Annotated in this window: 19 protein-coding genes; 4 read left to right on the forward strand and 15 right to left on the reverse strand. The window is 35.8% G+C overall.

Translation table 11 applies throughout. From position 1 onward, the window contains the following. Positions 1 to 60: 60 nt before the first annotated feature. The 8 genes from JC2156_RS07875 to rsmG are packed head-to-tail and all read right to left on the reverse strand — an operon-like array spanning position 61 to position 6,458. Positions 61 to 1,161: a sensor histidine kinase gene (locus JC2156_RS07875; RefSeq protein WP_006846107.1), complete on the reverse strand. Its 1,101-nt coding sequence runs from the start codon at positions 1,159 to 1,161 to the stop codon at positions 61 to 63. Between the two features lie 5 nt (positions 1,162 to 1,166). Continuing rightward, positions 1,167 to 1,856, reverse strand: a complete 690-nt coding sequence (locus JC2156_RS07880) for a response regulator transcription factor (protein ID WP_006846108.1) — start codon at positions 1,854 to 1,856, stop codon at positions 1,167 to 1,169. 21 nt (positions 1,857 to 1,877) lie between these two features. Further along, entirely contained in the window at positions 1,878 to 2,657 is a 780-nt protein-coding gene (locus JC2156_RS07885) for a DUF1129 family protein (protein WP_006846109.1), read from the reverse strand. A 26-nt stretch (positions 2,658 to 2,683) separates the two neighbouring features. Next, positions 2,684 to 3,784 (reverse strand): redox-regulated ATPase YchF, encoded by a 1,101-nt coding sequence (gene ychF / locus JC2156_RS07890; protein ID WP_006846110.1) that lies wholly within the window; start codon positions 3,782 to 3,784, stop codon positions 2,684 to 2,686. 30 nt (positions 3,785 to 3,814) lie between these two features. Then, complete coding sequence (locus JC2156_RS07895) at positions 3,815 to 3,997, reverse strand: DUF951 domain-containing protein (protein ID WP_006846111.1); 183 nt, start codon at positions 3,995 to 3,997, stop codon at positions 3,815 to 3,817. A 17-nt stretch (positions 3,998 to 4,014) separates the two neighbouring features. Next, the gene (locus JC2156_RS07900) at positions 4,015 to 4,923 is read right to left on the reverse strand and encodes a ParB/RepB/Spo0J family partition protein (protein ID WP_006846112.1); all 909 of its coding nucleotides are present in this window, start codon (positions 4,921 to 4,923) and stop codon (positions 4,015 to 4,017) included. Further along, complete coding sequence (locus JC2156_RS07905) at positions 4,910 to 5,689, reverse strand: ParA family protein (protein WP_006846113.1); 780 nt, start codon at positions 5,687 to 5,689, stop codon at positions 4,910 to 4,912. Before JC2156_RS07905 ends, JC2156_RS07900 begins: the two co-directional genes overlap by 14 nt. Positions 5,690 to 5,738: 49 nt before the next feature. After that, on the reverse strand, positions 5,739 to 6,458 hold the full coding sequence (gene rsmG / locus JC2156_RS07910; protein ID WP_006846114.1) for a 16S rRNA (guanine(527)-N(7))-methyltransferase RsmG: 720 nt from the start codon (positions 6,456 to 6,458) through the stop codon (positions 5,739 to 5,741). A 333-nt stretch (positions 6,459 to 6,791) separates the two neighbouring features. Here rsmG and JC2156_RS07915 point away from each other — a divergent pair, with 333 nt between their 5' ends. After that, positions 6,792 to 7,814: a tRNA dihydrouridine synthase gene (locus JC2156_RS07915; RefSeq protein ID WP_006846115.1), complete on the forward strand. Its 1,023-nt coding sequence runs from the start codon at positions 6,792 to 6,794 to the stop codon at positions 7,812 to 7,814. Positions 7,815 to 7,951: 137 nt separating this feature from the next. Here JC2156_RS07915 and JC2156_RS07920 read toward each other — a convergent pair whose 3' ends face one another. After that, the gene (locus tag JC2156_RS07920; protein WP_006846116.1) at positions 7,952 to 8,179 is read right to left on the reverse strand and encodes a hypothetical protein; all 228 of its coding nucleotides are present in this window, start codon (positions 8,177 to 8,179) and stop codon (positions 7,952 to 7,954) included. Position 8,180: 1 nt separating this feature from the next. Beyond that, positions 8,181 to 9,089, reverse strand: coding sequence for an alpha/beta hydrolase (locus JC2156_RS07925; protein WP_006846117.1), 909 nt, complete (start codon positions 9,087 to 9,089; stop codon positions 8,181 to 8,183). Positions 9,090 to 9,226: 137 nt separating this feature from the next. On the opposite strand from JC2156_RS07925, the gene JC2156_RS07930 reads away from it, so the two are divergent. Continuing rightward, positions 9,227 to 9,634, forward strand: coding sequence for a DUF6508 domain-containing protein (locus JC2156_RS07930; protein ID WP_006846118.1), 408 nt, complete (start codon positions 9,227 to 9,229; stop codon positions 9,632 to 9,634). A 117-nt stretch (positions 9,635 to 9,751) separates the two neighbouring features. On the opposite strand, the gene JC2156_RS07935 is transcribed toward JC2156_RS07930, so the two are convergent. The 5 genes from JC2156_RS07935 to JC2156_RS07955 all read right to left on the reverse strand — a co-directional run bounded on the left by JC2156_RS07935 (position 9,752) and on the right by JC2156_RS07955 (position 13,364). Then, on the reverse strand, positions 9,752 to 10,882 hold the full coding sequence (locus tag JC2156_RS07935) for an AI-2E family transporter (protein ID WP_006846119.1): 1,131 nt from the start codon (positions 10,880 to 10,882) through the stop codon (positions 9,752 to 9,754). 11 nt (positions 10,883 to 10,893) lie between these two features. Further along, on the reverse strand, positions 10,894 to 11,169 hold the full coding sequence (locus JC2156_RS07940; RefSeq protein ID WP_006846120.1) for an acylphosphatase: 276 nt from the start codon (positions 11,167 to 11,169) through the stop codon (positions 10,894 to 10,896). A 56-nt stretch (positions 11,170 to 11,225) separates the two neighbouring features. Next, complete coding sequence (locus tag JC2156_RS07945; protein WP_006846121.1) at positions 11,226 to 11,735, reverse strand: YbhB/YbcL family Raf kinase inhibitor-like protein; 510 nt, start codon at positions 11,733 to 11,735, stop codon at positions 11,226 to 11,228. 93 nt (positions 11,736 to 11,828) lie between these two features. Further along, positions 11,829 to 12,386, reverse strand: a complete 558-nt coding sequence (locus tag JC2156_RS07950; protein WP_006846122.1) for a TetR/AcrR family transcriptional regulator — start codon at positions 12,384 to 12,386, stop codon at positions 11,829 to 11,831. 237 nt (positions 12,387 to 12,623) lie between these two features. Further along, positions 12,624 to 13,364 carry an SDR family oxidoreductase gene (locus JC2156_RS07955; protein WP_006846123.1) on the reverse strand — a complete coding sequence of 247 codons (741 nt, stop codon included), beginning with the start codon at positions 13,362 to 13,364 and terminating at the stop codon, positions 12,624 to 12,626. Positions 13,365 to 13,504: 140 nt separating this feature from the next. Here JC2156_RS07955 and JC2156_RS07960 point away from each other — a divergent pair, with 140 nt between their 5' ends. Both JC2156_RS07960 and rlmD read left to right on the forward strand, forming a co-directional pair. Beyond that, positions 13,505 to 13,930 carry a MerR family transcriptional regulator gene (locus JC2156_RS07960; RefSeq protein WP_006846124.1) on the forward strand — a complete coding sequence of 142 codons (426 nt, stop codon included), beginning with the start codon at positions 13,505 to 13,507 and terminating at the stop codon, positions 13,928 to 13,930. 172 nt (positions 13,931 to 14,102) lie between these two features. Continuing rightward, complete coding sequence (gene rlmD / locus JC2156_RS07965) at positions 14,103 to 15,539, forward strand: 23S rRNA (uracil(1939)-C(5))-methyltransferase RlmD (protein WP_006846125.1); 1,437 nt, start codon at positions 14,103 to 14,105, stop codon at positions 15,537 to 15,539. Positions 15,540 to 15,546: the final 7 nt, after the last annotated feature.

Below are 15,546 nucleotides of genomic sequence, written 5' to 3' on the forward strand. Positions count from 1 at the left end.
AAAAAGCCAAAATTAATTTCTAGGTTAATCCCACAAAATAATTTTGGCTTAATTGGTTTTTTAAACTTCTAACTGTAACGGCAAAGTTAAAATAAAGGATGTTGCCTCATCATTTGATTCAACTCGGACCGTTCCATTATGAGCTTCAATAATTCCGCCGACAATTGCTAAACCTAATCCTGAACCACCGGTATTCAAATTACGTGAACTTTCCACTCGATAGAATCGATCAAATACATGACCAAGGGCCTCTTCTGGAATCCTTTGGCCATCATTTGTCACCCGAACTTCAACAGTATTATCTGAAATCAAAGAAGCTGACAACTCAATATAAGTTGCACCTTCTCCGTACTTAAAAGCATTTGAGATTAAATTCATAAAGACTCGTGCTAAACGATCTTGATCTCCAGCCATTTTAATAACTTCTGGAGCTGTTTGAGCGCGAACTTCCATATGGTGTTGCTTAGATTCAAGTTCATAATTAGCAACCAATTGACTTAACATTGCTGATAAATTCAAAGGCACCATATGCAATTGCATTTTAAAATTATGATCATTAACTTGAACATATTCATACAAATCTTCAACCAACGTCTTCATATGTTCAGCTTTATCATACGCAATATTGACATACTTTTCTGTTTGTTCCCCCTCGGGATCCAATTTGACTAATCCTAAATAACCGATCAAAGCCGTTAAAGGGGTTCTTAAATCATGTGAAACATTGCCAATCATTTCATCTTTGGAATTCTCTATATTTTTAACTTTTAATTCGGCCATTTGTGCCGCTATAAAATTATTATTCATACTTTGAATTAAAGGCCTCAAATGAACAAAGAACATTTTATGTAGCAATGAAAACTCTCGGTCGTTAAATAAATTTTCATTTCGCTGATCTATTTGAATCGCTAACAATTCCATTGCCACATGTTCAAGCAAAGTATGCATCAACCACAACCACAAAACAAACGCACCTAAAGTAACAATTACAAATATTCCTAGATGGTGCTGCTGTATTAATTGAAGTTCTTTCAACCAATCTTGGGTTTCAAAATGACTTTGTGTCATTAATAGTGCCCCAATTTCTAAGAAAGCAATCGCTAATGTACCCGCCAACATTTTCAGCACCAATTTAATCCAACCTTGGACTGATAAATTCATAAGATCTATAATACCTCAATCTTGTAACCAACACCCCAAACTGTTTGCACAACTTGATTACCATCGGTCGCTTCTTCTAATTTATCTCGCAAATGTGAAACATGAACCATCACTGTTTTAGCACTGACCACGGACTCTTGTTGCCAAACTCGTTCGAAAATATCATCCGCACTAAATACTCGATTTGGATGTGAGGCAAGCAAATATAAGATTCCAAACTCCAACGCCGTCAAATTCACTGTTTCTCCATCAGCAGTTTTCACCTCATGGCTATCTTTATTAATCGTCAATGGTCCAATATCTAAAATTTCTTGAATTGGTTGTTGTACTCCATTTTGCGAACGGCGTAACAATGCTTTAATTCGCGCCATCACTTCTAATGGATTGAACGGCTTAGTAACATAATCATCAGCCCCAGTAATTAAGCCCTGAATCTTATCCATCGCACCAGATTTAGCTGATAAAATCAAAATTGGGACTGGATTATCCTTTCGAACTTCCTTCACGACTTCTGTTCCATTCATTTCTGGCATCATCACATCTAATACCACCAGCCCAATATCAGGATTAGTTCGTAATTTTTTCAATGCTTCTTTTCCATCAAAGGCCAACACTGGTTCATGGCCTTCATTTTTGACATAAATTTCTAGTAACTCAGCAATTTCATGATCATCATCAACAATTAAAATCTTCATTGCTCATTCTCCTAAAATTCTTTATTTTTTGTTACTTACTTGAGATCCACCCATGAATCCACCAACAATTCCTGTCCGCTTACGCAAGTAGCGGAATCCAGCAAATGCTGCTACAGCAACAATCAGATAAATCCAACCTGGCAAAACAGGATTGATCACCTTTGGAAGTACTGAAGCAAGCATGTAGATTAAGAACCACAAAGCAAAGGCTAGGATGGCTGAAATAACACGCAAAATTCTTCCTAGATCACTACGCGCCATAATCTTAGTAATCAAGGCAAAGAGTAATCCTCCGCAAATTGAAGTTAACGCCAAAGCCAAAATTCCAGCAGCGCCAGCATTTACGGAAGCATCTTTTTGGAATAATAGTGTAATTCCAAACATCGCTGAGAATAACATTAAGAATGTTAGCATATTATCAAAAGCTAAGTCCCAATACCCAAAATCACTATAAACGGTTCCTTGATTTTGTTGATTGTGGGCTTCAACTTCCATTCCTAAAGCGGCAGCAGGTGTACCATAAATTTGTTTCGCCGTCTTTCCTACTTTTTGGCCTTCTAACAAATCACTTTGCATTTTTTGGATCAATGGTAAATATTGTTTATCATTTTCAACTAACTCAATAGCTTGATATACGAATTTTTGATTTCTATTACTCAAACCAGATTCTGCTAAATCAGCATGCGTTGGCATTTCAGTTACTTCCGTTTCAGTCGCTTCCATTCCGGTTGCTTCCATTTCGGTTATCTCCGTTTCGCTAACTTCACTTACTGGCTCTTGTGCCTTCATTTCTTCCGTCATTAAACCATCTCCTCCGTAAATTCATTTTAAACGTTAAACAAGAACTCCATAATGTCACCATCGGAAACCACATACTCTTTTCCTTCAGATCGTAACCGGCCGGCCTCTTTAACTGCCTTTTCATTACCATATTGATCCAAATCTTCATAGCTCATTGTCTCAGCACGAATGAATCCACGTTGGAAGTCAGAGTGAATCACTCCGGCCGTTTCTGGCGCTTTAGCTCCAGATTTGAAAGTCCAAGCACGTACTTCTTTTACTCCGGCCGTAAAGAATGTGCGCAAATTCAACAAGTCATATGCTGCCCGAATCAACACATTCAGGCCAGGTTCTTCGACCCCTGACATTTCCAAAAATTCAGCTTGATCTTCTTTTGGCATCTCTGCAATTTCTTCTTCAGCCCGCGCTGATAAACCAACAACCTGTGCTCCTTCTTGAGCAGCGTATTCTTGGATCATTTGGAAATACTTTGAAGCCTCAGGATCACTCATATCATCTTCACTAACATTTGCTACATATAATGTTGGCTTTGTTGTTAGTAAGAATAAGTTTCGTACAATTTTTTCTTGTTCTTCCGTAAATTCTGCTAATCGTGCTGGCTTTCCAGCATCTAATAAAGGCTTAATCTTATCTAACACTTCAAATTCAGCCTTAGCTTCCTTGTCTCCACCTTTAGCTGCTCTAGAAACTCGATCATAACGTTTTTCAATTGATTCTAAATCAGATAAAACTAATTCAGTATTAATAGTTTCAATATCATCAATCGGATCAACCGTTCCATTGACATGCACAATATTATCATCATCAAAAGCGCGAACAACGTGCACAATCGCATTTACTTGACGAATATTTTCCAAAAATTTATTTCCTAATCCCTCACCTTGTGAAGCACCTTTAACAATTCCCGCAATATCCGTGAATTCAAAGGTAGTTGGAATAATTTTATTACTTTTCACAATTTCAGCAATTCTAGCTAAACGAGCATCAGGAACTTCAACCATCCCCACATTTGGCTCAATCGTAGCAAAAGGATAGTTCGCCATTTCAGCTCCAGCCTTTGTGATTGCATTAAATAAAGTTGATTTCCCAACGTTTGGAAGTCCAACAATTCCAGCTGTTAATGCCATATTTAATTTCCTTCTTTTCTATTAATTTTATTAGTTAGCTTTTTCCAAAACCTTTTTAAAGCGACGATCAAAATCATGTCGTGATAACATTACCACTCGTTCACATCCTTGACACTTAATTTTCATATCTGCACCAATGCGAATAATCGCCCAGCGATTAGTTCCGCAAGCATGTGGTTTTTTCATTTCAATAATATCCGAAAGTTCATACATATGTATCACCTCGTTTTTTAATCGTTGAGATCTAGTCCTAATGCGTTAATAATACGATTCAAATCTTGATCTGATCCATAATTAATTTCAATTTTACCAGCACCACGTTGATTATGCTTGATCGCAATTTTGGTAGCTAATTTATCCGACAAAGCTTTTTCCGTTTCCTTCAATTCTGCTGAAATTTGTGGTGTAGCTTTTGAAACAACTTTATTTTCATTCATTTCATTAACTAAACGTTCTACTTGCCGAACCGTCAAACGCTCTTGCATTACTCGTTTAGCTAAATTCAAAATTTGGCGCTTATTATGCAACCCCAATAAAGTTCTTCCTTGCCCCATTGATAATTCACCTGTTTGGATCCAATCTTGAACCTCTTGCGGTAAAGTCAATAAACGAACGGTATTTGCGACAACGGAACGTGCCTTTCCCAAGCGTTTAGCAACTTGGACTTGCGTAAGATGCAAAACATCCATCATCTGCTTATAAGCCAAAGCTTCTTCAATTGGTGACAAGTTTTCTCGCTGTAAATTCTCCAAAACAGCCGCCTGCATCATCGTTGCATCATCATATGCACGAACGACTGCTGGAATCGTTTCATTCCCAGCTAGTTGAGTTGCACGCCAACGTCGTTCACCAGCTAAAATTTCATATTTATCTTTAGATTCTTTAGCCACGCGAACAATAATTGGTTGTAAAATACCATTTTCTTTAATTGAGTTAGCTAACTCACGTAAAGCGTTTTCATCAAAGCTATGGCGTGGTTGAAAAGGATTAGCAATAATAAAATTTACATTTAAATTTTCTATAGCATCCCCTTTGTTTTCATCAACATCTACATCAATTCCTTGTTGCCCAAAGAGTGCATTTAATCCACCACTGACAATGTTATCGCCTAGAACGCTTTTCTTCTTAGATGTTGTCATGAGCTGCTAAAACCTCCTCTGCCAACTTACCATATACTTCTGCTCCCCGTGACTTAGGATCATAATCAATGATCGCTAATCCATGACTAGGAGCTTCTGATAGACGGACATTCCGAGGGATTACCGTTTTATATACTTGATCTGTAGTGAAATAGTTACGGACGGCATTTTCAACTTCATTTGAAAGATTAGTCCGGGCATCCACCATCGTTAACAAAACACCTTCAATATCTAAATTAGGGTTTAACAAACTCTTAATTTGCGTAATTGAATTTAATAGTTGACCCAACCCTTCCAAGGCATAATATTCAGCCTGTACTGGAATTAAGATGGAATCAGCTGCGGTAAAGGTATTAATGGTAATTAATCCTAATGAGGGTGGATTGTCGACCAAAATATAGTCGTATTCGTCAGAAATTAGATTCAAAGCTTCTTTCAAACGTGTTTCTCGAGCCATCACTGGAGCTAATTCTAGTTCTGCTCCGGCCAAACGAATTGTAGCAGGAACAATTTCTAAATTATCATGACTAGTTGGAATAATCACATCCGCAAGAGAAACTCCATGCACCAAAACGTCATAAATTTCATGTTCTGGTTCGATCGTTGATTTTTTAATTCCTAATCCTGAAGTAGCATTTCCTTGTGGATCGGCATCAATTATTAATACCCGATGTCCTAAACTAGCAATCGCGGCTCCTAGATTAACCGTAGTAGTGGTTTTACCAACCCCACCTTTTTGATTGGCTAATGCAATAATATGTGCCATGAACTTACCTTTCTCTTCTTACATACTTAGTCAACATTTAGGTTAACTTTTATAACGTTTTATTCTTAATATCACTAAATTTTCTTGGATATTTGGCTGGTGTTTTTTTGACTTTTTTAATAACCACAATTTCTCGAGCATCACCATTAGGTAAATCAACTTTAATTTGATCTTCAACAGCCCCTCCAACGGTCGGAATAGCAACTTTGGCATCCTGAATTTCTTCAGCGGCTCGACTACCTTTCATCGCTAATAAGACTCCCCCTCGCTTGACCAATGGTAGTGTCATTTCAACTAACATCGGCATAGCTTTTAATGCACGGGCAGTTGCAACATCAAAAGTTTCACGAGTTGGTGCATTTTTATCTCCAAAAACTTCAGCTCGTTCATGAATAGGCTGAACGCCTGTCAGATCTAACTTTTCAATTAATTGGTTCAAAAAATTAATTCTTTTTTGTAGCGAATCTACAATTACTATTTCTAATTGTGGGAAGGCAATCTTAAGTGGCAATGATGGAAACCCTGCTCCAGCACCAACATCGACTAGTTTTAATGGCTCAGTTTGTAAGGCTGGGTAAGCCCAAGCTAACGTTAATGAATCAAAAAAATGTTTTAAATATACTTCGTTTTTTTCAACAATATTGGTTAAATCCATTACCTGATTTACTTCGATTAAGTAATCATAATAAATCTGATACTGCTCTAATTGGCGCTCATCTAATTTAATACCTTTTTTCTCTAAGGCAGTCTCAAATTCTTCGGGATTCATCTATTTTCCTCCATGTAAACAATTACATTAAGAATAACCCAAAAAACAAGGTGTTTCAATACTTTTCATTGCGTTTCACGTGAAACATATACTTAAACCTAATTTTAATATCAAACTTTCTGGTTAAAGCTTATTAATATGTTCCACTTTATCCATTTAAAATCAAATCTAGTTGGTATTTTCCTATCATACCTATAAAATTTATTAGTCATTTTTAAGCTTGTCAAAATCACCAAATATATTTATAGTAGTAAAGATTATAATAATTAGATAATAATTATTAAATTCGAATTTTAAATAATATAAGAACTAATTTGAAAGGACATGTTAATTATGATTAAAGCTAAATCTCAATACTGGCAAAATATTATTGATCAAGCTCAAATTCCGGGACAAGATAAAGTCCCATTTTTCACTCTCGCTCCGATGGAAGCAGTGACTGATACTGTCTTCCGACGAGTTGTCGAACAAGCAGCCGGACCAGATGCCTATTATACCGAGTTCACTAATGCTCGCAGTGTCGCCCATCCTAAAGCTAAATTTTCAGTTCAAGGCCGTTTAGCAGTCGCTGAAAACGAACGAATGCCAATTGCTCAAATTTGGGGTGATCGGCCTCAGGATTTCGTTTCATCGATCAATGACTTAAAAAAGCGCGGTTATCAAGCTGTCGATCTAAACATGGGTTGTCCCGATGGTACAGTCATTAAAAATGGCGGTGGTTCTGATTTAATTCGTAATCCCGAAACTGCCGCAGCGGTGATTGCAGCAGCCAAAGAACCTGGACTGCCTATCTCTGTTAAAACACGCCTTGGTTTCAACCATCTTGATACCTATAAAACTTGGCTGCCGTTTTTGCTAGAACAAGACATTCAAGTTCTAACTGTTCATTTACGAACACGTAAAGAAATGTCAAAAGTCCCTGCTCATTTTGAATTAATTGACGAAATTTTAGCTATGCGTGATGAAATTTCTCCTAATACTTTAATTCAATTTAATGGTGATATTAAAAATCGAGCAGAAGGATTAGCATTGGCTCAAGCTCATCCTGGTATTGATGGTTTAATGATTGGCCGTGGTATTTTTGAAAGTCCTTGGGCTTTTGAAAAAGAACCGGTTGACCATACCTTAGAAGATTCTTTGGTTCTCTTAAACCTACAATTAGATTTACATGATGAAGTCACTAAATTATATGGTCCACGCCATTTCCAAAAATTGAAGCGCTTCTTCAAAATATATGTCCGTTCTTTCTCATATGCTTCCGATCTTCGAATGGCATTAATGGAAACAAATACTACTGATGAAGTTCGCCAAGTTTTAGCTGAATTTGATCAACAATATAAAGAACACATTGAGTAAGATTAAGTTTTTTCAAAAATTCATTTTTATCCCGCAGTGATGACGATCAGTCTAATCTGGGGGTTTTATTTTATAATAAAAGAGGCTGGATAAAATTTTTATCCAACCTCTTTATAATTTAAATATCTTTCAAGTCTCTAATCTTTATTACGATGACGCCATTCATCCTGATTATCTAATAAAAAGTTTTTAAAACTTAAAACTGTTGATATCAAATCTGGTAAAACAAAGAGGATAAATGCCAAAGTTCGCATTATAAATCCAGTTGGCTGCAATAACCAAATAAATAAATAATCCATTGCGATGGTTAATATTAACGTTGACGGCGTAGCATGAACATACCCATCCATAAATCGTTTCTGCATTTTAACCCCTTTTTATTCCTAATATTTTTTGAATAAATTGTAATTTCAATTGATAATTGGTAGTATCCATAAAATCATCGATTCCATGGTGAGCTCCCTCAACTAGATGTAATTGTGCCATTTCTGGACCAATCATCTGTTGAGATGCTTCAATTAGACGAATTGTTTGTTGATAAGGGACTACTTGATCAGCCGTTCCTGCGAAACCTATAATGGGCGGCATTTGAGGAGTCAAATAATTAATCGGATCAATTTTATTCACCAAATCTGGTACATCTTGAGGAGCATTTTGTCCTAATAGCTGTCCTTCAAACGACTCATCTGTCCCAGTCTCAGCATACTTTGGTTTAGTTTTAGTAGCCGCAAACTGAGTCGGAAATTGGTCAACCTGATAAGGTCCATACATCGCAACAATTCCTTGTACTTCTTCACTAGCAGTTTGAAATTGCCCGAATGTAGAATTTTTAAATGCTGCTGTATTAGCTGTAATACCTGCCAAGACTGCCAATTGGGCACCTGATGATTCACCCATTAAAATGGTTTTATTCATATCTAAATTATATAATATGCCTTTGGATTTTAGCCAACGTATAGCTGCTTTAACTTCATAAACTTGAGTCGGAAAAGGTGCTTGCCATAACAATGAATAATCTAAACTCACTACTGCAAAACCAGCAGATAGAAATTGTAAAGCGGGCTCCAGCTTAAAAGAACTTTTATCTCCTCGCCATAATCCACCACCATAGATATCGATAATGACGGGAAAAGGCGCAGTTCCTTCATTTGGTAGGTAAATATCCAATTGATGCCTAGGACCTTCCATATAAGATAAGTCATGCCATTGATTGTTAATCATTTGGACATTAGCTGGTTTAAAAGTATACCCCTGTTCAATAAACTTATTTGTCATTATCTCCTCCTCAGTAATTTAAAAAACTTTCCCTCTCCATTCTAACAATTTTATGATTAAACTGTTAGCCATCGTTTTTTTAGATAAATTGTTATATAATTAGTACTTACTTTTTAATAGTTAATTGGAGGCTATTCATGGCACAACTACACGATTTTGATTTTGCAACTTGGGACCATTATTTACAACAACAAATTGGTAAAACCATTCCCTGGCATGCCGGAGCTGATCACTTGGACCATCCCCTCTATGACTCTGAATTATTCAAAATGCTACATGAGTTCAAAGGTTCTGACTTTTATGATGCAAAATTCCAACGGACCTTAATGCAAAAAGAATTAGCCACGCCTATCACTGAATCTGACATCATTGACATTGCTAATGATTCAAATGACTTCTTCAAACTACGGGCCATTATTTCAATGATCATTGAAAACGAAAAATTTTTCGAAGGAATGTGGGCTGCAATGTTAGAAAAAGGAATTTTAAAAAAATTACTACAACGTCTACACCAAACTACACCATCTGATTTTCCTATTTGGTAAATTCAATTCCTAATCCCGTTGATGCAAACAAGCACAAACGGGATTTTTTATTTATAAAGAAAAAGCCCCTACCAAATGGTCTGAGCCTTTCTTTAAATGATATTTTCAATTAGGATACTATGCCTGTTTTGGTTTTTCAGCGCTAGTTTGTTCATTGCGATTGACAAAGAACTCCCAAAGATAAACAAAGAGGGTTCGTAAAATGGCATAGGTTGGAATAGCTAAGATCATCCCCGCTATTCCAGCCACATTTCCTGCTGCCAATAATAAAATAATTATTGTCATCGGATGAATGTTCAAACGTGAACCAATAATCCGCGGATAAATAATATTTCCATCAATCAAATGCACAATTGCCACTACTAAGACTGTGAAAAAAATTTGCCAAACACCTTGTGTCGCTGAAACAAATAGTGCTGGTACAATTCCAATATATGGTCCCAAATATGGCACAATATTAGATAATCCAGCGATAATCGCTAAGACTAAAGCATATTTCTCACCAATTAAGAAGTATCCAATTCCTGTCGCAAATCCTACAAATAACATCTCCATAACTTGACCCATAATATAGTTTGAAAGTGTGTCATTTAGTAAACTAGCAACTTCCGCCATATCATCTTTTCGTTTTGGAAACCATTGTTGAACGAATGGTAATAACTTATGGCCATCGCTTAACATATAGAAAGTCATAACAGGTACCGTTAATGCATAAACCAAATATCCAATCAAAGAACTAGCAAATCCCCCAATGCCATTGGCCATTCCATTAGCAATTTGAGTCCCATATTTTTGAGCCCCATGTTGCAATGTATTTGCATCAAAAGTTACCCCCATCCGATTAATAATAGCTAGTCGATCTTCACCTTCCATCCAATTTCGCATCTGACGCAAATATGTCGGTGCTGATTGTACAAAATTAGTAATTTGATCAATTAAACGTGGTACAACAATTGCCATTGCTAATCCAATCAAAACCATCATTAACACCACTAAAAATAATGCAATGATACTACGCGGAATCGACTTATTCTTTTTTATTTTTATTTTTTCAATAATTTTTATGATTGGATTTAGAATATAATACAACAAACCTGAAATTAAAACGGGAATAAAAACCGCCCCAATAAATTTAAAAATCGGTTCTAAAATAAAATCCAGCTGTGAAACAACCATCAATAAAAGTGCAACAATTAATAATTCAAGTGACCAAAATAATATGGATTTTGATCGGATTTTTTCTAGCATACTTATCTCCCTTAATAAATTTTAAAAGTCGTATAATCTGGATTTACTCCGACACTTGCAATTTTAACATGGTGGACTTTAGTTCCGTTAGATGGGCCAATTTCAATCTGAGTTATAAATTTACGAATATTCATTTCCTCACCTTGAGCTTCAATTGATACTGATCCGTCAGTTTCATTGATGACAAATCCTACAATCACTAACTGCACAGCTAGACGACGAGTCGCCCAACGAAATCCAACACCTTGCACTAGACCATAAACTTTCAATCGAACTGCTTGTTCCATTTTATTTCCCCCTTCTCTATTACGATTCCAATTAATTTATAAAATTAAATTTATTTTTAGTGAAATTGCCGATATTTAGCCACTAATTTAGCTGTTGTAATAATATGGTTTTCCATTTGATCATGTAGTTGATTCAAATAAAACCCTGGCTCTAAATCTAAAATAGCATCTAATGCATAAACCTTTAAAATATAATTATGATCACGGCCACGAGGTCGCATCCCTCCATAGTAACTAGAGGTTTCTTTATCTTGATTATATCCCATAGGACTGTGTGAACTATTCACACCTTGAATAAATTCTGACGTTTCTTGACTTGCATTTGCCAAGACTTCAGTTGTTAATAAGTTGGCTAATGTCCAATGGATCCAAATAAACCCTTTCGTTACTTCATAGGCATCTAAATCATAGAGGACTGCTGCATAACTTTTAGCCATTTCAGGGGCTTCTTCAATTTTAAATGGTATCGAATAGGTAGGAATTTTATTTTCGTTCACATATTGACTGTAACCTCCAAAAATATCCTTAAAGTAACCATTTTCAATCCCCGTACTTGTTATTTTCATATCTTTTTACCTTCTAAATAATTAGTTACACCTTAATTGTATTTAATATCCTAATAAATGAAACAATAATCTGCAAGTCTCTAATCGATCATTTTACAATTCTAAAATTGGTGATAATTCAAGCCAAGTCGATTCGAATAAAGGGAAAATCAAATTATCATCCCATTTATTCATAAAATATGGATGATAAAAATATGTAAAAGCCATCATAATTGTGATACCTCGTTGTTGCCGAAAAGTATCCCAGCCCATGATATATTCAACTTTATTCGAAAAAGCCGTTAATTCATCATTCATAATTTCACTTTGTTGACTAATTTTTTTAACATAAAGTTGGGTTAGCGCTGGATCAGCTCTAAAAGCTGCTTGGCGCTGTTGTACCAAAGTTTGTAACCAATCATGAAGACTATCAATTCTTGCTTCTACAGGCATTCGGACAGCTTGATCTAAAATCGGCTGATCAATCTTCAATAACCAATCATTAATCAAAGCCTCAACTAGCGCCTCACGATTTTTAAAGTGTTTGTATAGAGCGGCATGCGATACATCCAAAATTTTAGCAATGGCTGTCATCCTTAATCCAGCATCCCCTTTCTCCATCAACACTGTTTGGGCTGCTTCAAAAATTTGTTCATCATTTATTTTACCCATTATCTTACCCACCTGTTCTTCCGGTTATGCTTCATTATAAAGCAGTCAACCATATCTGTCCTGTATCACCCTTAAATGATTAATTATGTAGAGATTTTTAATAAAAAAAGACTAGGATAAATATCCTAGTCTTTCTTACTCAGTAATTTTGAAAATCAATATCATTCATTTAAGATCATTTCTATTAATAAAGATTATAATCTGACACTACTATCAAATTTAATAATGTAAATTAGATTAAATTGATTGTTTTGCTGGTCGAATCAAGACTTCACTAATTGCTACGTGCTTTGGTTGTTGAATAGCATAAACTACGGCGTTAGCTACATCTTCAGGGTTTAAGCTAACTCCCTCCAACTTAGATTGACCTTCAAGATATGTTTCTATATCTTTATTTCCAACAGTTGTTAAGAGTTCAGTTGATACCATTCCAGGTGAAACAATTGTTGAGCGAATTCCTGTTTGATATTCTTCTTGGCGCAAGCCTTCCATAATTGCCCGTACAGCAAATTTAGTTCCATTATAAACTGCTGAACCAGGGTACATCACATGCCCTGCTACAGAATCAGTGGAAATAATTAATCCATCTTTTTGCTCACGCATAATCGGAAGAACGGCTCCAATTCCATTTAATACACCCATAACATTGGTATTCAACATCATCTCCCAACTATCATAATTGAGTTCAGATAAATTACCCTGTGGCATAATTCCTGCATTATTATAAAGAACATCAATATGTCCAAATTTGTTCATGGCTAAATCAACTACAGCCTTAACTTGATCACGTTTCGTTACATCAGCAGTTTGATAAAAAACATTTTCTCCCAATTGAGCTGCTAATTGACTAATTTTGTCCTCACGGCGAGCTGCAATAACTAATTTTGCTCCTTGTTCTGCCAATTTGATAGCTGTTGCTTCTCCAATTCCAGAAGACGCTCCCATAATAATAACTACTTTATTTTTAATTTCATTCATTATTTAATTCCCCTTTTCAATTTTAAATATTAATTTATGTTATATGTTTCTAGCTTGTTATTAAGCCCCAACAAAGTCATAATAACATTAAAGTTCACTTTAATGTCAACCATCTATCTAATTTATAAGGAGAAATAACAATGTCATATACCATCTCACAAGTCGCTAAGGCAATGCAAATTCCAGCATCAACCCTACGTTACTATGATAAAGAAGGCTTACTTCCAAATTTATCACGCCAAGCTTCTGGCTATCGCAGCTTTTCCGATGGCGATATTGAAATGATCGATGTCATTGAATGTCTAAAAGCCACTGGTATGTCAATTAATGACATTAAAAATTATGCCGATTTGACTAAATCTGGTGACAATTCATTAGAGGCCCGTCGAGATATGTTCATTCAACAAAAAGCCCTCGTTAAACGACAAATCGCAAGTCTCGAAAATTCAATGCAATTATTAGATAAGAAATACCAATATTATGAAAGCGCCATTGAGGCAGGTACCGAGACTATTCATTTCCCAATTCAAATGTCACTCCAAAATCGTCTGAAATTTCAAAAATAAAGTCGATGTTTTGATCTATTTATAGCCATTCAAATTAAGTATAAATGCTTTGAATTTAAATCTAAGATTACTTGATATACCTTGATATAAATCATCCCCACATTGCTTAGATCATGCTAAAATAAGATATTATTAGAAAAGGAGCTGGGGTTACCCCTTGTAGTACGAAATTATGGCATATAATCGCAACCCAAATCAGCATGATAAACCTTATCATGCTTCACGTGGAACAAATTCCGCCTCAAACAATGTCATCGTTAAAATTGGTGACAAATTACTAATTACTATTAAAAGACTTGGTATTAACGGAGAAGGAATTGGTTACTATAAACGTAAGATTACCTTTATTCCTGGTGCGTTGCCAGGTGAAGTTGTTGATGTTAAAGTTACCAACTTTACAGACCGTTTTATCGAAGCTGAAATTCGCAAATTCAAACAAAAGTCACCGGATCGGGTCGAACCTATCGACGATCAAAGTGTTGGTGGTTTTGAGCTAGAACACTTATCTTATCCAAAACAATTAGAATTCAAGCAAGATGTTATCCGACAAGCTCTTGAAAAATATAAACCTCGTGGTTTTGAAGATATTGAAATTAAGCCCACAATTGGCATGGAAGATCCTAGAGGTTATCGTAATAAAGCCCAATTCCCGATTCGTCAAATGAAGGATGGAACCATTTCTGTTGGGATGTATCAACGTAACTCCCATTTCTTAGTTGATTTACCTAAGGTGTCCACTCAACATCCTGCTACCTTAAAAGTTGTCCGTAAGGTCCGTGATATTATCGATGAGTTAGAGATTCCAATCTACGAAGAAAAGAAAAATACAGGTATCATTAAGACACTGGTTGCCCGAGTAAGTGAATCAACCGGTGAAGTCCAATTAACTATTGTGACTAATTCTGATAAAATCCCTGAACTTTCAACATTAATCGCATATATTCATGATGATTTACCAGAAGTGGTTTCAATTCATCAAAATATTAATCCCGACGAAACTTCATTAATTTGGGGTGAAAAAACTAAGTTACTTTGGGGTTCTAACTTCATTACTGAAACAATTAATGGGCGTCAATTTAAGTTGTCACCTCGAGCATTCTTACAACTAAATCCCCGTCAAACAGCGCGTTTGTATCAAGAGGCTTTAAGTGCTCTGGATCTAACCCATGCTGATAAATTAATTGATGCTTATTCTGGTGTTGGAACCATCGGAATTTCCCTAGCTGATAATGCTGGTGAGATTCGTGGAATGGATACTGTTCCAGAGTCAATTGCTGATGCTAATCAAAACGTTTTGGATAATAATGTTACAAATACCAAATACTTTGTTGGCGCTGCTGAAGATTTGATTCCACAATGGACCGCAGCTGGTTGGATCGCCGATGCAATTGTCGTTGATCCTCCCCGGACTGGTTTAGATATTAATTTACGAAATACAATTTTGGCTCATGCGCCAGAAAAATTTGTTTATATTTCATGTAATGAATCAACATTAGCTCGTGATTTAGTCGATCTTCTTAAAGTTTATGATGTCGAATATATTCAACCAATTGACATGTTCCCTCAAACTGCTCGTTGGGAAGGAATTGTTAAGTTCACAAAACGTTAATCAAAAA

The sequence above is a fragment of the Weissella koreensis KCTC 3621 genome, from assembly GCF_000277645.1.

Coding starts and splice junctions, on each gene's coding strand:
- JC2156_RS07900 (WP_006846112.1), bottom strand. CDS start 4,923: ATGACAACATCTAAGAAGAAAAGCGTTCTAGGCGATAACATTGTCAGT.
- rsmG (WP_006846114.1), bottom strand. CDS start 6,458: ATGAATCCCGAAGAATTTGAGACTGCCTTAGAGAAAAAAGGTATTAAA.
- rlmD (WP_006846125.1), top strand. CDS start 14,103: ATGGCATATAATCGCAACCCAAATCAGCATGATAAACCTTATCATGCT.
- JC2156_RS07960 (WP_006846124.1), top strand. CDS start 13,505: ATGTCATATACCATCTCACAAGTCGCTAAGGCAATGCAAATTCCAGCA.
- JC2156_RS07920 (WP_006846116.1), bottom strand. CDS start 8,179: ATGCAGAAACGATTTATGGATGGGTATGTTCATGCTACGCCGTCAACG.
- JC2156_RS07880 (WP_006846108.1), bottom strand. CDS start 1,856: ATGAAGATTTTAATTGTTGATGATGATCATGAAATTGCTGAGTTACTA.
- ychF (WP_006846110.1), bottom strand. CDS start 3,784: ATGGCATTAACAGCTGGAATTGTTGGACTTCCAAACGTTGGGAAATCA.
- JC2156_RS07915 (WP_006846115.1), top strand. CDS start 6,792: ATGATTAAAGCTAAATCTCAATACTGGCAAAATATTATTGATCAAGCT.
- JC2156_RS07895 (WP_006846111.1), bottom strand. CDS start 3,997: ATGTATGAACTTTCGGATATTATTGAAATGAAAAAACCACATGCTTGC.
- JC2156_RS07945 (WP_006846121.1), bottom strand. CDS start 11,735: ATGAAAATAACAAGTACGGGGATTGAAAATGGTTACTTTAAGGATATT.
- JC2156_RS07905 (WP_006846113.1), bottom strand. CDS start 5,689: ATGGCACATATTATTGCATTAGCCAATCAAAAAGGTGGGGTTGGTAAA.
- JC2156_RS07875 (WP_006846107.1), bottom strand. CDS start 1,161: ATGAATTTATCAGTCCAAGGTTGGATTAAATTGGTGCTGAAAATGTTG.
- JC2156_RS07955 (WP_006846123.1), bottom strand. CDS start 13,364: ATGAATGAAATTAAAAATAAAGTAGTTATTATTATGGGAGCGTCTTCT.
- JC2156_RS07940 (WP_006846120.1), bottom strand. CDS start 11,169: ATGGAACAAGCAGTTCGATTGAAAGTTTATGGTCTAGTGCAAGGTGTT.
- JC2156_RS07925 (WP_006846117.1), bottom strand. CDS start 9,089: ATGACAAATAAGTTTATTGAACAGGGGTATACTTTTAAACCAGCTAAT.
- JC2156_RS07950 (WP_006846122.1), bottom strand. CDS start 12,386: ATGGGTAAAATAAATGATGAACAAATTTTTGAAGCAGCCCAAACAGTG.
- JC2156_RS07885 (WP_006846109.1), bottom strand. CDS start 2,657: ATGACGGAAGAAATGAAGGCACAAGAGCCAGTAAGTGAAGTTAGCGAA.
- JC2156_RS07930 (WP_006846118.1), top strand. CDS start 9,227: ATGGCACAACTACACGATTTTGATTTTGCAACTTGGGACCATTATTTA.
- JC2156_RS07935 (WP_006846119.1), bottom strand. CDS start 10,882: ATGCTAGAAAAAATCCGATCAAAATCCATATTATTTTGGTCACTTGAA.